The 16,661-nt window shown below is 32.1% G+C and carries 14 protein-coding genes; 9 read left to right on the forward strand and 5 right to left on the reverse strand.

The window, feature by feature from the left end; all coding sequences use genetic code 11:
* Nucleotides 1-142: 142 nt before the first annotated feature.
* The 5 genes from ATO12_RS20075 (at nt 143) to ATO12_RS20095 (ending at nt 6,726) form a co-directional block, all read left to right on the forward strand.
* Nucleotides 143-1,999 (forward strand): glycoside hydrolase family 13 protein, encoded by a 1,857-nt coding sequence (locus ATO12_RS20075; RefSeq protein ID WP_034245682.1) that lies wholly within the window; start codon nt 143-145, stop codon nt 1,997-1,999.
* Nucleotides 2,000-2,036: 37 nt separating this feature from the next.
* The gene (locus tag ATO12_RS20080) at nt 2,037-3,419 is read left to right on the forward strand and encodes an alpha-amylase family glycosyl hydrolase (protein ID WP_034245685.1); all 1,383 of its coding nucleotides are present in this window, start codon (nt 2,037-2,039) and stop codon (nt 3,417-3,419) included.
* Between the two features lie 218 nt (nt 3,420-3,637).
* Nucleotides 3,638-4,624: a 6-phosphofructokinase gene (gene pfkA, locus ATO12_RS20085; protein ID WP_034245689.1), complete on the forward strand. Its 987-nt coding sequence runs from the start codon at nt 3,638-3,640 to the stop codon at nt 4,622-4,624.
* A 60-nt stretch (nt 4,625-4,684) separates the two neighbouring features.
* Nucleotides 4,685-5,686: a type I glyceraldehyde-3-phosphate dehydrogenase gene (gap, locus tag ATO12_RS20090; protein ID WP_034245692.1), complete on the forward strand. Its 1,002-nt coding sequence runs from the start codon at nt 4,685-4,687 to the stop codon at nt 5,684-5,686.
* A gap of 173 nt (nt 5,687-5,859) precedes the next feature.
* Entirely contained in the window at nt 5,860-6,726 is an 867-nt protein-coding gene (locus ATO12_RS20095) for an N-acetylglucosamine kinase (RefSeq protein ID WP_034245694.1), read from the forward strand.
* Between the two features lie 8 nt (nt 6,727-6,734).
* On the opposite strand, the gene ATO12_RS20100 is transcribed toward ATO12_RS20095, so the two are convergent.
* The gene (locus ATO12_RS20100; RefSeq protein ID WP_034245697.1) at nt 6,735-7,328 is read right to left on the reverse strand and encodes a DUF4202 domain-containing protein; all 594 of its coding nucleotides are present in this window, start codon (nt 7,326-7,328) and stop codon (nt 6,735-6,737) included.
* A gap of 263 nt (nt 7,329-7,591) precedes the next feature.
* On the opposite strand from ATO12_RS20100, the gene ATO12_RS25395 reads away from it, so the two are divergent.
* Nucleotides 7,592-7,780 carry a hypothetical protein gene (locus ATO12_RS25395; RefSeq protein WP_081802119.1) on the forward strand — a complete coding sequence of 63 codons (189 nt, stop codon included), beginning with the start codon at nt 7,592-7,594 and terminating at the stop codon, nt 7,778-7,780.
* Nucleotides 7,781-7,786: 6 nt separating this feature from the next.
* On the opposite strand, the gene ATO12_RS20105 is transcribed toward ATO12_RS25395, so the two are convergent.
* The 4 genes from ATO12_RS20105 to ATO12_RS20120 all read right to left on the reverse strand — a co-directional run bounded on the left by ATO12_RS20105 (nt 7,787) and on the right by ATO12_RS20120 (nt 13,031).
* Nucleotides 7,787-9,241 (reverse strand): S41 family peptidase, encoded by a 1,455-nt coding sequence (locus ATO12_RS20105; protein WP_081802120.1) that lies wholly within the window; start codon nt 9,239-9,241, stop codon nt 7,787-7,789.
* Nucleotides 9,242-9,432: 191 nt separating this feature from the next.
* The gene (locus tag ATO12_RS20110) at nt 9,433-10,737 is read right to left on the reverse strand and encodes a carboxypeptidase-like regulatory domain-containing protein (RefSeq protein ID WP_051575974.1); all 1,305 of its coding nucleotides are present in this window, start codon (nt 10,735-10,737) and stop codon (nt 9,433-9,435) included.
* A gap of 139 nt (nt 10,738-10,876) precedes the next feature.
* Nucleotides 10,877-12,283: an ATP-binding protein gene (locus ATO12_RS20115; RefSeq protein WP_051575975.1), complete on the reverse strand. Its 1,407-nt coding sequence runs from the start codon at nt 12,281-12,283 to the stop codon at nt 10,877-10,879.
* Nucleotides 12,284-12,497: 214 nt separating this feature from the next.
* Nucleotides 12,498-13,031 carry a hypothetical protein gene (locus ATO12_RS20120; protein ID WP_131248870.1) on the reverse strand — a complete coding sequence of 178 codons (534 nt, stop codon included), beginning with the start codon at nt 13,029-13,031 and terminating at the stop codon, nt 12,498-12,500.
* Nucleotides 13,032-13,390: 359 nt separating this feature from the next.
* Between ATO12_RS20120 and ATO12_RS20125 the strand changes: the two genes are divergently transcribed.
* Genes ATO12_RS20125 through ATO12_RS20135 form a run of 3 tightly spaced genes read left to right on the forward strand, consistent with a single transcriptional unit; the run spans nt 13,391 to nt 16,651 of the window.
* On the forward strand, nt 13,391-15,697 hold the full coding sequence (locus tag ATO12_RS20125) for a hypothetical protein (RefSeq protein WP_034245714.1): 2,307 nt from the start codon (nt 13,391-13,393) through the stop codon (nt 15,695-15,697).
* A 46-nt stretch (nt 15,698-15,743) separates the two neighbouring features.
* Nucleotides 15,744-16,196: a type II RES/Xre toxin-antitoxin system antitoxin gene (gene parS / locus ATO12_RS20130; RefSeq protein WP_025664116.1), complete on the forward strand. Its 453-nt coding sequence runs from the start codon at nt 15,744-15,746 to the stop codon at nt 16,194-16,196.
* Nucleotides 16,196-16,651: an RES family NAD+ phosphorylase gene (locus ATO12_RS20135; RefSeq protein ID WP_034245717.1), complete on the forward strand. Its 456-nt coding sequence runs from the start codon at nt 16,196-16,198 to the stop codon at nt 16,649-16,651. The genes parS and ATO12_RS20135 overlap by 1 nt, the downstream gene beginning before the upstream one ends.
* The last annotated feature ends 10 nt before the right edge of the window (nt 16,652-16,661 follow it).

Raw genomic sequence — 16,661 nt, forward strand, 5'->3', positions numbered from 1 at the left:
AGCAGAGTCGAGCTATATTAATATGAATAAAACCTACTTTATCGACTCTGCTTAATAGAAATAGTAATGCCTTTTTTGCTAGACCGATTGTTTTCAAAAAAGTGATTGTACAAACATTTCTATAACTATAAAATATATAAAAATGAAAAGTAAACTAATTGTTCTGTTTTTCTTTTTTCTGGTTGCTTTAACACAAGCCCAGGTAGAAAGAATAGAACCTCCATTTTGGTGGAGTGCTATGCATCATGACGAACTTCAGATACTGTGCTACGGAAAAGGGATTGCTAAATATAATGTAGAAAGTAAAGACATAACGATTAGCGATATTACCAAAACCGAAAACCCAAACTATCTGTTTATAACATTGGATACCAAAGCGGTTGAAACTGGTACCGTTTCAATTGATTTTAAAGAGAATGGTAGTGTAGTTTTTTCTCAACCTTATCAATTTAAATCCAGGAGAGCAAATTCTGCAAAAAGAAAAGGTTTTGATAGTAGTGATGTGATGTATTTAATCATGCCGGATCGATTTGCAAATGGCAACCCAGAGAATGATTCTCATAAGGATACGGTAGAAAAAGCAGATCGTTCTAATCCTGGCGGACGCCATGGAGGTGATATTCAGGGAGTGATTGATCATTTGGATTATCTTAAAGATTTAGGAGTTACAACGCTATGGAGTACTCCTTTGCTAGAAGATAATGAACCAACATATTCGTATCATACCTATGCGCAAAGTGATTTGTATAAGATAGATCCAAGGTATGGAACCAATGAAGATTATAAGCGATTAGCTTCAGAAATGCATAAACAGGATATGAAATTGGTTATGGATTATGTAACTAATCATTGGGGATCTAAACATTGGATGATACAGGATTTGCCAACCAAAGATTGGATACACCAATGGCCAGAAGGTTTTAGGCGTAGTAATTATCGTATGACTACCCAATTTGATAATAATGCTTCACAAATAGATAGTAAAGGATGTATGAACGGGTGGTTTGATACGACCATGCCAGATATGAATCAAAGTAACCCTTTGTTACTTACGTATATTACACAGAATGCAATTTGGTGGATAGAATATGCAGACCTGGATGGTTTTAGAGTAGATACGTATTCTTATAATGATAAAGATGGGATCGCCAAATGGACCAAAGCGATTATGGACGAATATCCTAACTTTAATATTGTAGGAGAAGTATGGATGCACAATCAGGCACAGATAGCGTATTGGCAAAAAAATAGTAAAATCGGAGCTATCGATAACTACAATTCTCATTTACCATCTGTAATGGATTTTACGCTTCATGATGCTATTACCGTATTATTTAACGAAGACGAAAACTCCTGGGATAAAGGAATGATCAAAGCGTATGATAATTTTACAAATGATTTTTTATATCCTGATATTAACAATATTCTATTATTTGCCGGAAACCATGATACGAATCGCATTAATGAGATATATCAAGGCGATATCGATACTTATAAAATGGTAATGACTTTGATATTTACCACTCGTGGGATCCCTCAAATTTATTATGGTGATGAAATAGGTATGTTGGGTAATCGTGATAAAAAAGGCGATGGTGATATTCGCAGAGATTTTCCTGGCGGATGGTCGGGAGATGCAAAAAATGCCTTTTTATCTTCAGCAATCAAAAATGGAAGAACTAATGACCAGGAAGCATTTCATGCTTTTACCAGCAAAGTATTAAAATGGAGAAAACATGCAGAAGTAATTCATACCGGGAAACTATTGCAATTTATTCCTTTTGATAATGTATATGTATACTTTAGATATAACGAAGAGAAAAGTGTTATGGTTATTATTAATAATAGCTTAAAAGACCAAAAATTAGACGTTACTCGATTCAAAGAAGGGATAAAAAGCTATAGTGTAGGAACCGATATTATTACGGATTCTAATATAGACATTACCGAGGATTTTAGCATACCAGCCAAAACATCAATGATACTGGATTTAAAATAAAATATAACCACAAATAACCACCTATAAATTTAATTAAATGAAAAAGATAATTTTAAGTCTTGCAGTAATTGGGATTCTATTTTCCTGCGGAAAGACAACAAAAGAAGAAACCACTACCAAGACTGAAACTCAAGTAGTGATAGAAGAAGTACTTCCACCAGTTAACGATGTTATGATGGAAAATGCAGTTATTTATGAAGCTAATATCCGTCAATATTCTGAAGAAGGCACCTTTAGTGCATTTACCAAAGATATCCCTGTTCTTAAAAAGCTAGGAGTTAAAGTATTATGGATAATGCCTATATATCCTATCTCTACCACCAAAAGTAAAGGATCATTAGGTAGTTATTATGCAGTGTCTGATTATACAAAAGTTAATCCAGAATTTGGTACAATCGAAGATTTTAGGGCATTGGTAAAAACAGCTCATGATAACGGAATCTATGTGATTTTGGATTGGGTAGCTAACCACACCGGTTGGGATCATGTTTGGTTAAAAGAACATCCCGAATATTATACCAAAGATAAAAATGGTGCTATCACACATACCGAAGGTACAGATTGGACCGATGTGGCAGATCTTAATTATGACAATCAGGAGATGCGTGAGCAGATGAAAAATGATATGCTGTATTGGTTAAAAGAAGAAGGTGTAGATGGTTTTAGATGTGATGTAGCGGGAATGGTTCCTGTAGATTTTTGGGATAGAACCGTAGCAGAGTTTAAAAAGATTAAACCTGTATTTATGCTGGCAGAAGGTTGGGAACCAGAATTATTAGAAAATGCCTTTGATATAGGATATGGGTGGGATACTCATCATAAAATGAATGATATCGCCCAGGGAAAAGCTAATGTTGCTGAATGGGATAAAAGAATGACGCAGATAGACACCATGTATGCAAAAGATGATATTTTAATGAACTTTACATCAAACCATGATGAGAACTCATGGAATGGTACTGTAGAAGAAAGAATGGGAGAAGCAAAAGAAATGTTTGCAGCACTAACCTATCTCGCACCTGGTATGCCTTTGATTTATTCTGGACAGGAATATGATATGGATAAGCGTCTTTTGTTTTTTGAAAAAGATACTATTATTAAAAAACAAGGCAAGTTTTTCCCGTTATATGAAAAATTAGGAGCATTAAAAAATACAAACCCAGCATTGCATGGCGGTAAAAATGCTGCTTCGTATACTCGTATAAAAACTTCTAACGATACTAATGTATTAGCATTTTTAAGAGAAAAAGATGGTCATAAAGTAGTCTTTATTGCAAATATGACGAAACAACCCATAACGTTTACTTTGGCATATGAAGGTAAGTTTACAGATTACCTTTCTGGAGAAACCATAGAAGCATCGTCTGATGCAGCATATGAATTTGCTGCATGGCAATATCAGATTTTGATTGAAGAATAATCAAAATCAGTAGTGTTAATTTACAAAAACGACTTGCTATTGCGAGTCGTTTTTATTTTTTTACAATTTTAGGCACATTAATTTATTTTTAATGTAATGTAGGAATATGTGTTAAAATACTGCATTTTTTGTCAGTAAAAGCTGAATTTATTAACCGAAAACGTTTTAGTTTTTGGGCAAATTAGGTTATTACTATCAATAACGATAGATTTGGCTCAATGACAAAAAAAGTTAAAAATATAGCCGTACTAACTTCGGGAGGAGATGCTCCCGGAATGAATGCAGCAATCCGTGCTGTAGTTCGGGCGTGTAGTTATTATGATGTAAAATGTTTTGGTATTTATAAAGGATATGAAGGCCTTATTAATAACGAAGTTGAAGTATTAAATGCACGATCTGTTCGTAATGTTATAAATAAAGGAGGAACTTTTCTTAAATCTGCTCGTTCAAAAGAATTTAGAACTGTAGAAGGTAGGAAGAAAGCATATGACAACCTGGTTAAAAATAGTATTGACGCACTTGTTGTAATTGGTGGTGATGGAAGTTTTACAGGAGCTTTAAAATTATCAGAAGAGTATAATTTCCCGGTAGTTGGTATCCCAGGAACAATAGATAATGATATTAACGGTACCGATTATACAATAGGATACGATACCGCGTTAAATACAGTAGTAGAGGCCATTGATAAGATTAGAGATACTGCGAGTTCTCATAATCGATTGTTTTTGATCGAAGTAATGGGACGCGATGCAGGGGATATTGCTTTAAACGCAGGGATTGGAGCGGGAGCAGAGGAGATTTTAATTCCCGAAGAAGATATGGGCGTAGAGCGTCTTATAGAATCACTAAGAAAAAGTAAGAAAACCGGAAAAACCTCTAGTATCATTGTGGTAGCAGAAGGAGATAAGTCTGGTAAGAATATTTTTGAACTAGGAGAATATGTCGAAGAAAATCTTAATGATTACGAAGTAAGAGTATCTGTATTAGGGCATATTCAACGAGGTGGACCACCAAGTTGCTATGATCGTGTATTGGCCAGTAAACTTGGAGTAGGAGCTGTAGAAGCACTATTAGATGGTAAAAGTGAAGTTATGATCGGGATTGTTCATAAAGTAGTCACTATTGTACCTCTTAAAATTGCATTAGATAAAAGACCTCATAAACATGATGGATTAATAAAAGTAGCAGATATCACTTCTGTATAATTTTTTTGAATAGTATAACCACAGTCAGTATAAATTAATAAAACAACTAAAATTTTAGATATGAGTACGTTAAAAATTGGAATTAACGGTTTTGGTAGAATTGGGAGAATTGCTTTTAGAATTGCTTCTAAACGTGATAATGTAGAGATAGTAGCGATTAATGACTTATTAGATGTTGAGCATTTAGCTTATTTATTAGAATATGATTCAGTACATGGGAAATTTGATGGAACAATCGAAGTTAAAAATGGTAACCTAGTAGTCAATGGAAAAGAAATTCGAGTAACCGCCGAACGTAATCCAGAAGATCTAAAATGGGGTGCTGTAGGAGTAGATGTAGTAATGGATTGTACAGGAATCTTCACAACACTAGGTACAGCAGATGCTCATCTTAAAGCAGGAGCTAAGAAAGTAGTAATTTCTGCTCCTTCAAAAGATGCTCCAATGTTTGTAATGGGAGTAAATCATAATGATGTAAAAGCCTCAGATACCATTGTTTCTAATGCTTCATGTACTACAAATTGTTTAGCTCCGCTAGCAAAAGTTATAGATGATAATTTTGGTATAGAAGAAGGATTGATGACCACAGTACACGCTTCTACGGCTACGCAGTCTACAGTAGATTCTCCTTCTAGAAAAAACTATAGATTAGGGCGTAGCGCATTAAATAATATCATTCCTTCTACTACGGGAGCTGCGGTAGCAGTTACCAAAGTGATTCCTGCTTTAAAAGGAAAATTAACGGGTATGGCGTTTAGAGTACCTACAGTAGATGTTTCTGTAGTAGACCTTACTGTAAAAACTAAAAAATCAGTTTCTTACGAAGAACTTAAAGCTGTTGTAAAGAAAGCTTCAGAGAACGAATTAAAAGGCATTCTTGGATATACAGAAGAAGCTGTAGTATCTCAGGATTTTGTAGGAGAATCACAAACTTCTGTGTTTGATGCTAATGCAGGAATAGCACTGAATGATAATTTCTTTAAACTAGTATCCTGGTATGATAATGAATTTGGATATTCTACGAAATTGGTTGATTTATCAATGCATGTAGGTAATTTATAAATTAATATATAGCTTATAAAGTATAGTATTAACTGTCGATTGAGCGTAATCGAAAAATAGTAATAGAGATCAATATTTCTCGATTACGTTCGAGATGATAGTATATTAAGACCAATAAGAATGAATAATGTTAGTATTCATTCTATTTGCTAACCACATAACAAATTTTTGAAATGATTTTATTAGCTGATGGCGGTTCTACTAAATGCGATTGGATTCTTCTGGATGATGTAGGAGAAATCGTTTTTAAAACCCGTACAGAAGGGTTAAATCCTGCTGTATTCGAGAAATCTCTCCTAGAGGAAAGAGTTAGAAAAAACGACAAACTTTCTTCCTATCAAGATAAAATTGATACTGTTCATTTTTATGGAGCAGGGTGCGGTACAAAAAAACCAGCAGTAATGTTGAAAAAAATCTTTGAAGATTTTTTTGTTGGCGCAGAAGTTATCGTTAAAGAAGATATGGTGGCAGCAGTGTATGCCGCTACGACAGAACCAGGGATTATATGTATTCTGGGAACAGGATCTAATAGTTGCTATTTTGATGGTGAAGATATTCATATGTCTGTAGATTCTCTGGGGTATATTCTTATGGATGAGGCTAGTGGAAATCACTTTGGAAAAAAACTGATACGTGATTATTACTATAAAAGAATGCCTCCCGAAATAGCATCAGAGTTTGAAAAACGTTTTGATCTTTCTTCAGATTCGATTAAGGAAAATCTATATAAAAGAGAAAACCCTAATACATATCTGGCTTCTTTTGCAGAATTTATTTTTACCAGTGAGCGCAATGGTTATTTCTATAAAATTATTACCGAAGGTATTCAGGAGTTTATAGAGACCAGAGTATTATGTTTTCCAGAATCACAACATGTACCTATACATTTTATTGGTTCGATAGCTCATTTTAGCGAAGATATTATAAGAGCCGCAGTCTGGCCGTATCACTTAAAAGTTGGCAATATTGTAAGAAGACCAATTGATGGAATTATCGATTACTATCGCAATGAAATCATTAAAAAAAAAGCTAAAATTTGATATATAGGTCAGGAATCTTTACTCAATGCTTGTTTAATTAACTCTAAAGCTTTTTCTGAATAGGAAAGTTGTAGCGCAGATTCGTGGCCTTTTTCAGACATTTTATGCCAGGTTTTTTGAAGGATATCAATTACTTTTTGATCGGTATGTTTAGTCAGAAAATCTTCATAATAGAAATTAAGAAAAACGAGACAAATCACATCTTCTAGGGTTTGCGTATCCTTATCTTTTTTTAATTTTTTCTTTTGAATTAAAAAAGATACCCGGTTAATCGTTTCTAAATCATAACCAACCTCTTCGAGAATTTCTGAAGCTTTTGATGCATGAAACTTTTTGAGTTCTTCTCTCCATTTTAAATATCCAATGCGATCCATTGCATAATTTTTGCGAGGGATTTCCCACCTGCAAATATGCTGCGATCGAGCAGCAAGTTTAAGAGCTTCGGCAGCATTTGGTTCAAACTTTTCGATAGTAGCTGTCATTCGTTGCCCATAGATTAATTCTTTGGGAACAAATTCATCATTTACTTTTTCCTTATTAGGGTCTTCTGCATTTGCTTTATCAATACTAATGTAGGCTTTTGCTAGTTTGTCTACTGACATATAGGATTTTTTTTAGTGCTGTAACAAATTTAAAATATTTGTAGTAAGTAATAGCATTTAGATTTTTTAAAATTGATAAGCAATCAAGATTGTATGAGAATGTACAATATATTTATGACTTAGGTGTAGGGTCAAATTGTTAATACTTATGTGAAAAAGTATTCTGCTCCTTTATCTTTTTGAGTAGGTTTTAAACTTATTTTTACCATCGAACTTTATGAGGCGATGCCATCATAACATATAGTTCAGAAAATAAATATCGTATGACAGAATATGTACTTCTAACAGATGACCAAAGTTATTTTGTTGAATATCTTATCGGTGAACTGGTATTGTCTAACAGTATTAGCGAGGCGATGAAGTTTGACGATGAGCGTCTTGCATTAAGATTTAAGCAAATGTTGCATAACTCTTGTGAGTTAGTCACTAGTGTAAACACATATATAGGGTGATTATACTTATCCCCGAATCAATTTTAAAACATAATCCAGGTCGGGATCTCTGCCAGAGATTAAATCATCAATAGAGAATATAGTTTGTCTGTCTGGGAGTACACCAGATCCTTTAGGAACTCTTTTATCTATTACATAATGGTTGATTTTTTCCATATACATTACCATAATTATTTTAGAATTAGGAAATTCGTAATACACAGGAAACTCTCCATTAGAAAAGTGATATCCACCACCGGTTTCTTCTCCTACCAAAATAATATTAGGGTCATTTTTTACATTTAAAGCAAAGGTAGATCCAGCAGAAAAAGTTGTTCCCCCCGCAAGTACATATACATTTCCTCGAAATCTATCTTTATCAGGAACCATAAGAGCTTCCATATCATCAAAAACCAGTTTCCATCCATCATATATGGGGTGGTTGTAAAACTTATCTTTTAAAAAATGTTTTTCACTAAGATAAGTCTTGGTAACGTGTTTTCTCTCGGGAATAGTAAGTGAAGCTACATATTCACTAGTTATCTGTTTAAATACACTATTGGTGATGAATGAGAATAAATGTACTGCATTAGATCTAAAACCTCCATCATTTTGTCGAACATCTACGATAAGATTACTAATTTTCTTTTTATTAATTTCTTTAAAGATTTTTACTAGATTAGATTTAAAAATTCTAAGATCTCCTCTAAATGAATTGACGACTATAACAGCCGTATTTAGATCTTCTTTGTAATAGACAAAAGGGCTTTTGTTATTAATAAATGTATCAAAATAGTCAAAGCCATTTTCCTGGTCGTGATATTTGGCAAAATAAGAATTACGTTTAGTATTTCTAAGTCTTACGTTTACAAAAGATTCTGCCGATAATATTTTATTTTTTTCTGTACCATCTGGTTCTGTATAGTCGATGCTAAATTTTTTCTCAATACCATATTCGTAGGCAAAGTATAATCCAAATTTCAATTCTATTTCTCTATATTTTCGAGTGAGATTATAGCCATCACTTGGTACATATTTCTTCAAGTGTTGTAAAATTTCGTAAGCTTTTTTACCGTTAATTCGATTAATTTTTGAACCTATAGGGATATCGAAATCATCGGTATCGGTATAAAACTCTGTATTTATTAATTTAAGAATCAAAGGAAAATAATATTGATCTGTTTTTATAGTATTAGGAGCAAAAAATGAAAGATGTCCATCTTTTATTTTGTCTGTAACATCCAGCATATTTTGATATAATTTTATATCAGAATCTGTAGCCGTCAAAGATTCTTTTGTAGCTTCAAGAATATACTCCAAAGAATCTTGATCAATATATTCATATAAACTGGGGTGCCCTTTTTTAAGAATATTTTCAAAAATCCTAAAATCTTCTCTTACAGCAAGAGAGTCCATGCGTTTTTGTGCATAAAGTACACAAGTGAATGTGCAAAAAAGTACAAAACACTGTATTTTTTTCATTAGATGCTTTTAACGATATAACTTAATTGACTTCTTTTGATTGCTTATTGTTGCAATCTTTTTGTTTTCCCAGGTGTAAAAATAATAAAATTGTTGAGTGAATTTTATATGTTACTAGATTTAGGACTATGAGTTTAATAAAAAAAGAGTATGAAAAACATACTCTTTTTAGATTGTAAATTGTTTTGTTCTTAGTTTAATTTTCGCAGTTGTCGTTTTATTTTTTTGATTGCTGATTCTATAGATTTTTCGGGTTCTATAACATTATATTCACCCCAGAATACCGGATCAGAGAATCCAGATGCTTCATCACTAATTACCACAGAAGATTTTAATTGATCTCTTGGCCTAACGGTTTCGTTATTAATATTCTTTTTCCAATCGGTCACGGCCATTTCTACATTTAATTTATAGACCGAATTAAATAACTTCTTCTTCCAGTTAATTTTTACAACAAGGTCAATTCTTCCATAGCTATAATACCATTTTCCGTCTTTTTGGCGATAATCAATTGTATAAGATGCCTGGGTAGGGTATACTTTTGCTTTTTTTGGTTTTTTTCTAACAAACATTTTACTAACCTCTTCTTTATTTTCCATATTAAGACTAAAGACGGCTTTGGTCATTGCCAGTGTTTCTGCATCTATATACAGTTTCCCATAATATAATGGTTCTTTTATGTATGGGCGTTGTTTAAAATTTAATACATAAATATATTGATCATGAATTTTTGTAGACTTATCAAAACTAAAAATATAAGTATCGGTCATATTTGCAGTAAAAAGAATCTCAGGATTTTTCATCACATCAATATAGAGTGTACTGGTTGGACCTCCTTGTAATTTTAATGTTAATGTGTCTAATTTTTTGTAGTCGGCACTTTTTCTAGCTTTAAAAAGCTTAATGATATCTGTTTTTGTTGATTCATAAGGGTTTTTATAGACATCTACCACAGCTTCTGAAAGCGATACATAGCTTCTACGTTTTTTGATGGTTTCTCGATAAAAAGCAGTCATGATACTGTTTTCATTAAGATAATTGCTCCCTTTTCTCTTTATTACTTCACGTATAAGAGCATTTGGATCCTTTGGATCGATATTAACTTCGGATAATTCGGTGACAGAGATATTAAGTTTTATTTTTAACTCTTTCCCATTAAATTTAGATAACATAATCACTTTATCTCTATACCCAAGATAAGAGACTGTTATTTTTCCATTAGCCATATCTTTAGGAACCTTTAGCGAAAATTTTCCTTCATCATTTGTAACTGTAGAAATATTCGTTTCATTTACCTCTATAGATGCCGATATAAGAGGCCGGTTGTTTTCACTATCGAGTACATATCCTTTGTACTCATTATAATTGGTATTATCTTGGCTACTATCCTGAAAATAAGTGAATGCTTGTATAGGAGCAGAATATAAGATAGTTAGCAAAATAAACAATAGAAAGGTGGTATATCTATTGTGAAAAAAAATACTTTTTTTGTTCATAGCTCGAGTTTTTTTGGTTGTAATTTCTTTTTAAAAGAGCTTAATCCTACATTACAAGGTAAGAAATTTTACCGAAGAAATTCGATGTCAATACGTTAAAACAGTAGCTTTTGTTAAATTTTGGTTACCTCAAATACGATTAATGATTCCTGTAATGATCTCCAAACCAGTTTTTGAGTTTAATATTTAAAATTTCTGTAGTAAAGGGCTTAGTAATATAATCGTCCAGACCTTTGGCTATAAAGCGCTCTGCATCACCTGGTAGAGCATTAGAAGTTAATGCAATTACCGGGGGAACTTTTTTGTAATTTTTACGAATTATATCACAAGTTTGAACACCATCAAGTTCGGGTAGATTGATATCCATTAAAATAAGATCATAAGTATCTTCTTTAAATATGTCGACTGCCTGCCTGCCATTTTTTGCTACATCTGCTGTACAACCAAGATATTTCAGAATTTGTTTAGATACCAATATGTTGGTTTCAGAATCTTCTACTAGCAGTACATGCAAATCATACTTATATTTTTTTACACGGGTAGGTACTTTATTTTCTTGTATAGATACTGATGTGTCGATGATATTTGTTTTAAAAGTAAACCAAAAATTACTGCCTTTTCCGAGTTCACTTTTTACACCAAGCTTGCCTTGCATTAGATCTACTAGTTTTTTACATATAGAAAGTCCTAGTCCACTTCCTTGTCCCGAGAGAATTGATGCTTCGTTAAATTGACTGAAACGACTAAAAAGTGCTTCCTGATCTTTTTTGCCAATACCAACACCAGAGTCGATCACCTCTACTTTAATGGTTAAAAGATCATTTTTTTGAGATACTGCAGAAACTTGTATATGTATCTCTCCACCATTAGTAAATTTTATAGCATTACCAATAAGATTAGAAATCACCTGAGTTAAACGATTACCATCTGCCATAATATTTTCGGGTAATTCTTCAGAATATTTCGGAATTAAATTAATTTCTTTAGCTGTAGCGGTGGCCAAAAAGAGATCTACATTTTGATGTATTAACTTTTTAAAATTAATGGGAGTAGGGGATAAATTAAATTTTCCCTCTTCCATTTTTGATAGATCCAAAATTTGATTTAAGATTTCTAATAAATTATGAGAGGATTGATGAATTGTAGTAACATATTCTTTCTGAAGATCATTAAGCTCTGTAGTATTAAAAAGTAAATCAATCATACCTATAACTCCAACCATAGGAGTTCTAATTTCATGACTCATATTAGCAAGGAACTCTTGTTTAAATTTTGAAGCTTTTAAGATTTGTTGATTTTTTTCTTTTAATTTATCTAGATTTCTACCTCCGAACATAGCGAATAGACCTAGAAATAGAGGAGCAGTATCTATAATATAATGAATAGGAAAATTTCTTTGTACGTAAGTGATAGATTGCCATGAGAATTCAAGATCAAGTCTTGCAATATCAATACTTGTGGCAAGAATAGGAAATGCAAACCCAAAAGATATCCCATAAAAAGTATATCTAGCAGCTTCAGATTTGAACCATGATATTCGTGCCATAATAATTATTTTGGTTGAGCTCTTACGTTCTTTATTATTTAAAAAACTGGCAGTATTAGGGGGAAGCTTAGGGAGAATACTTGCTAAATATAGTTTTTTTTTGAAATATTAAGCAATGTTTTATGGGTTTATATCATAGGAGATTAGAGTATTTTTAAAAAAATCCACGACAGGGGATTGCCGTGGATTTTAAACCTTACTTTTAATGATTAAATCACATTTTGAAAATTATCTTTTTTAATTTGTATCCATCTATTTTAATTAAATAGGTCTTTGGGTCTATATAGTTTTGAATATAATCATCTACTTCTCCTTTGTCTAGTAATCTTCCAGACATGTTGTATAGGCTATATTTAAGTCCTTGCGGAACCTCTTTTATATGTTTAAAAGTTTTTTGATCTGTAGTTTGTTGACAGGTGTCATCTGCCAAAAATCTATTGATAAAAGTAATTCTTCCTTGCTCTTCTCCTTCTAGAGTTACGGTAGCTGTATCATCAATATCAATAATACCATTACCTGTTAAATCACCTAGAATTATTAAACAAGCGTTTCTTACTTTAATACGTACTCCAGCTTCAAGGTGTAGGCTTTCTGTAATAAAAATAACACCTTCTTCAGAATTTTCGTCCAAACCATCAACTACAGTGTTTTCTGTTACCGACATTAACTTATAAGAAATGTCAATTTTAGTATTTGCAAATGTCATGCTTGTTAATAACAAGGCTAATAAGGGTAGAAATTTTTTCATAAAGTTTGGTTTTGGGGTTGAACTTCTATTTTGTAAGTAATAACTTACTTTAAATGATATTTTATCGTTGTAAAACACAAAATCAACGACAATATACAACATTTTATGCTAAAAACGTAAATTTTTTAGGTTTAATATTGATTTTTATTTGTGATTAGGAGTTAAAAATCACGTATGCCCCTCTAATTACGGGTAGTTCAATAAAATTATTTTTTTGGTTTTTTTTAACAATTTTTAAAAGCAAACACCATATTTGTTTGGTTTTTAATGAATACTAAATTAAAATACTTTTAGATATGAGTATTCGTTTTATTCATTAGATTTATATTCTTATTCTTAAAATCTAAATTATTTCAGAAATGGTAAAACTGTTGTTGTTTTTTCAACAATTTAGTATATGGTTTAAAATACTGTTAAGCGAGTTATCTAATAACCTAATTAGCCTCTTTCTTATTTTAGCTTTATATTTTGCTCTATGGCATTTTCCTCAAACTATAGATTTATTGTTAATCCTTAATCAAGCAGATGCCTTTTTGTTCGAAGTACCTTTGTATTTTTTCTTACTTATGGTTTCGGCGTTTTTGATCTGGAATATTCCAAAGTATTTCTATTACTATAATTATAAGGATATTTCGTTTTCTAACCTAATTGGCTTTGTTCCTAATCAACATTACAAATTTCAGGAAAGAAATAAATCGGTTAGATATCATTATTTAGTTAGAATACATATGAGAAAAGTGCTGCCTAGAATATTAGCACTTTTACTACTAATTATTTCTGCTTTAAGTATTCTTAATGCAATGGAACTCTTTGAGCTTGATAATATCTATACCAATTTTTTAGAACCGACAGATACACTTATCTACTGTATCTTTTTTCTTTTTCTATTATCAGAGCCTACTATATATAGTCATATGCAGGAATTTATTAATAAAATTCCCAAAACTAATGCTTTTATCGTTCTACTATCTGTAGGGTTAATCGTTTTTATTATATCTCTGGGTACTTTAAATACTCAGACAGAAAAAGATTTAGGAAATCTTTTTCTGTCTAATTGCGCACTGGCTTTGTTTTTCTTTACATTATCGTTTAATAGCTATCGATTTTTAAAAGAATTTCCCCAAAAACTCTTTTATGGGATTGTTCTCTTTTCGGGCTTTATTTTATTGTTTTCTTTTCTTGCGCTTAATTTTGTTCCCGAATGGGCCAGTAGAATAAACCCATTATCAATTTTAACATTATCGTTATTAAGCTTATTCATGATAAGTTTTGTATTAATTCTTTTGGGTAAAAAGCTAAAACTACCTTTGTTTTCTATTATTGTTGTTTTATGTTTATTTTCTTCGAGGCTTTTTTCAGAAAGTTCGGATCATTACCAGCTTACTATAAAACCTTCTGAAGTAGAAAGACCCAATATGGAACAATATCTATATCAATGGATAAAAGATAGAATTGATATCATAGAAGAGAGAGAAGGAAAGTTTCCCGCACTTTTAGTTTCATCAGAAGGAGGAGGGTCCAGAGCTGGACTTTGGTCTTTTTTAATACATAGTTATTTATACGAGAAGTCTAATGGAAGGTATTTTGAAGAAAATTTATTGTCTTTAACAGGAGCATCAGGAGGCAGTGTTGGTAATGCTATGTTTTTTGCAGAAGCACAACTTGCAATGTATAATAACAAAAAAGCAAGTTTTAAAACCAAGTCGACTGATGGGTATCCGGCTTTAAAATATAAAGCAAGTGCAGTATATAAAGAAAACTATTTATCGGTTTCATTACTTTCACTATTAGGTAGAGACCTATTTAAAGAAACAACGAGTTTATTTCGTTTTAAAAATAGAGGAAAGTTGCTAGAAGAACAATGGAGTCATACGTACAAAAAATACTTTTCTAAAGAGCTGGATGAAGATATCTTACAGAAAGAGTTTTTATCTTTTTATAATAATAGTACCCATAAAGAAAAAAAGAGAACCGCGCCACTTCTACTTATTAATACCACACATACACAGACAGGAAACTATAATGTAATAAGCCCCGTTAAATATGCGCACCTAAGACCACTTACGGGGATGAGAGATTTTATAGAAAATTTACAAAAAAGTTATCCCGATAGTTCTATAGGACTATCAACTGCAATGCGCATAAATGCTGGATTTCCTTATATAACGCCGGTAGGAGAAGTAAAAACAACTTCTGTTTCAGGTAAACAATATTCTGATCAATATGCAGATGCAGGGTATTATGATAATGTAGGGGGGATAGTGTCTAAAGGTGTTGAAGAAGTTTTTAGGAATGTATTACGAGATTCTTTTCCAGAGTTACAGGATAAGATCAATATCAAGCATATTATTATTGCTAATAGTGAGGAGCGTAAAATCATAAAAACACAAACACAATATAAAGCTCCTTTAACAACTTTGCAGAATGTTAGATATGGGCATACTCAGGAAATTATCAAAAAATTGGGGAGTAAATATATCATAAAATTACAACCAACAGCAATACCGCTTTCTTTCTCAGAATCAGAAAATAAGGAAGAAGAAGTTCTTATGATTAAACCAGTTTTACCACTAGGCCGATACCTATCAACTGTAGCGGTTAGATCTATGGAAGCACGATTGAATAAGGTAAAACCACAATTAGACGCAATTTTAACAGTAAACTAAGACAGTTGTCATTTTTTTTCGTATTTTTGTCATAAAATATATAGCTATGAGTGCAGTATCTCCATTAGATTTTGATAGTTTCGAAAATAAGGGTTTATTACGATACCTAAATATAGATATCCCTTTACGTAATATGTATGATTTTATTGAACTATCAAGAAATGGGATAGATAAAAAAGCATTATTACATCTTGCTAAAACTATTGGTTTCGATCTTAAAGAGCTGGCACATATACTTCATATGTCAGAACGCACTATCCAGCGTTATGATTTAAATAAAAAATTAGGAACAGAAGCTAGCGCTAGAGTATTACAGTTAGCTAAGCTTTACGCAAAAGGAGAAAATATTTTTGGAGACCTTTCTCGTTTTAAAGATTGGATGGGACATCCAAGTGTGGCATTAGCTATGAAAAAACCAAAAGAATTATTAGATACTACGTTTGGTTTTCAGTTACTTAATGAAGAATTAGTTAGAATAGAACATGGAATTTTTGCCTAATGCGAGTATATCGAATAGCTAAACAAAAATATATAAAAGACCTTACCGGAATTGGAGCAAAAACAGTAGGAGGAAGATGGAACCCTAAAGGAGTTGCTGTTTTGTATACTAGTACTACAGCAGCACTTTCTGCCCTCGAAGTACTGGCTCATTTGCCAGCAGCATATTTTCCCGATGATATGTCGATTGCTACTATAGAAGTTCCTGATACATTAATTACCACAATGGATATAGAAAAGATACCAGATAATTGGAATCAAATCCCTGTACCTATCGAAATTCAAAACTTTGCGATGCCATGGATCGCAGAAGAACAATATTTAGGGCTTAAAGTCCCTAGTATTATAATTCCTAAAGAAAAAAACCTTCTGGTCAATCCAATGCATCCTAAATTTGATAAAGTAAAGCTTATTGATGTCGAACCATTTTGTTTTGATACCAGGTTATTAAAATAAAATCCTGGGG

It is taken from the genome of Aquimarina atlantica, from assembly GCF_000626715.1.
Lineage (GTDB): Bacteria > Bacteroidota > Bacteroidia > Flavobacteriales > Flavobacteriaceae > Aquimarina > Aquimarina atlantica.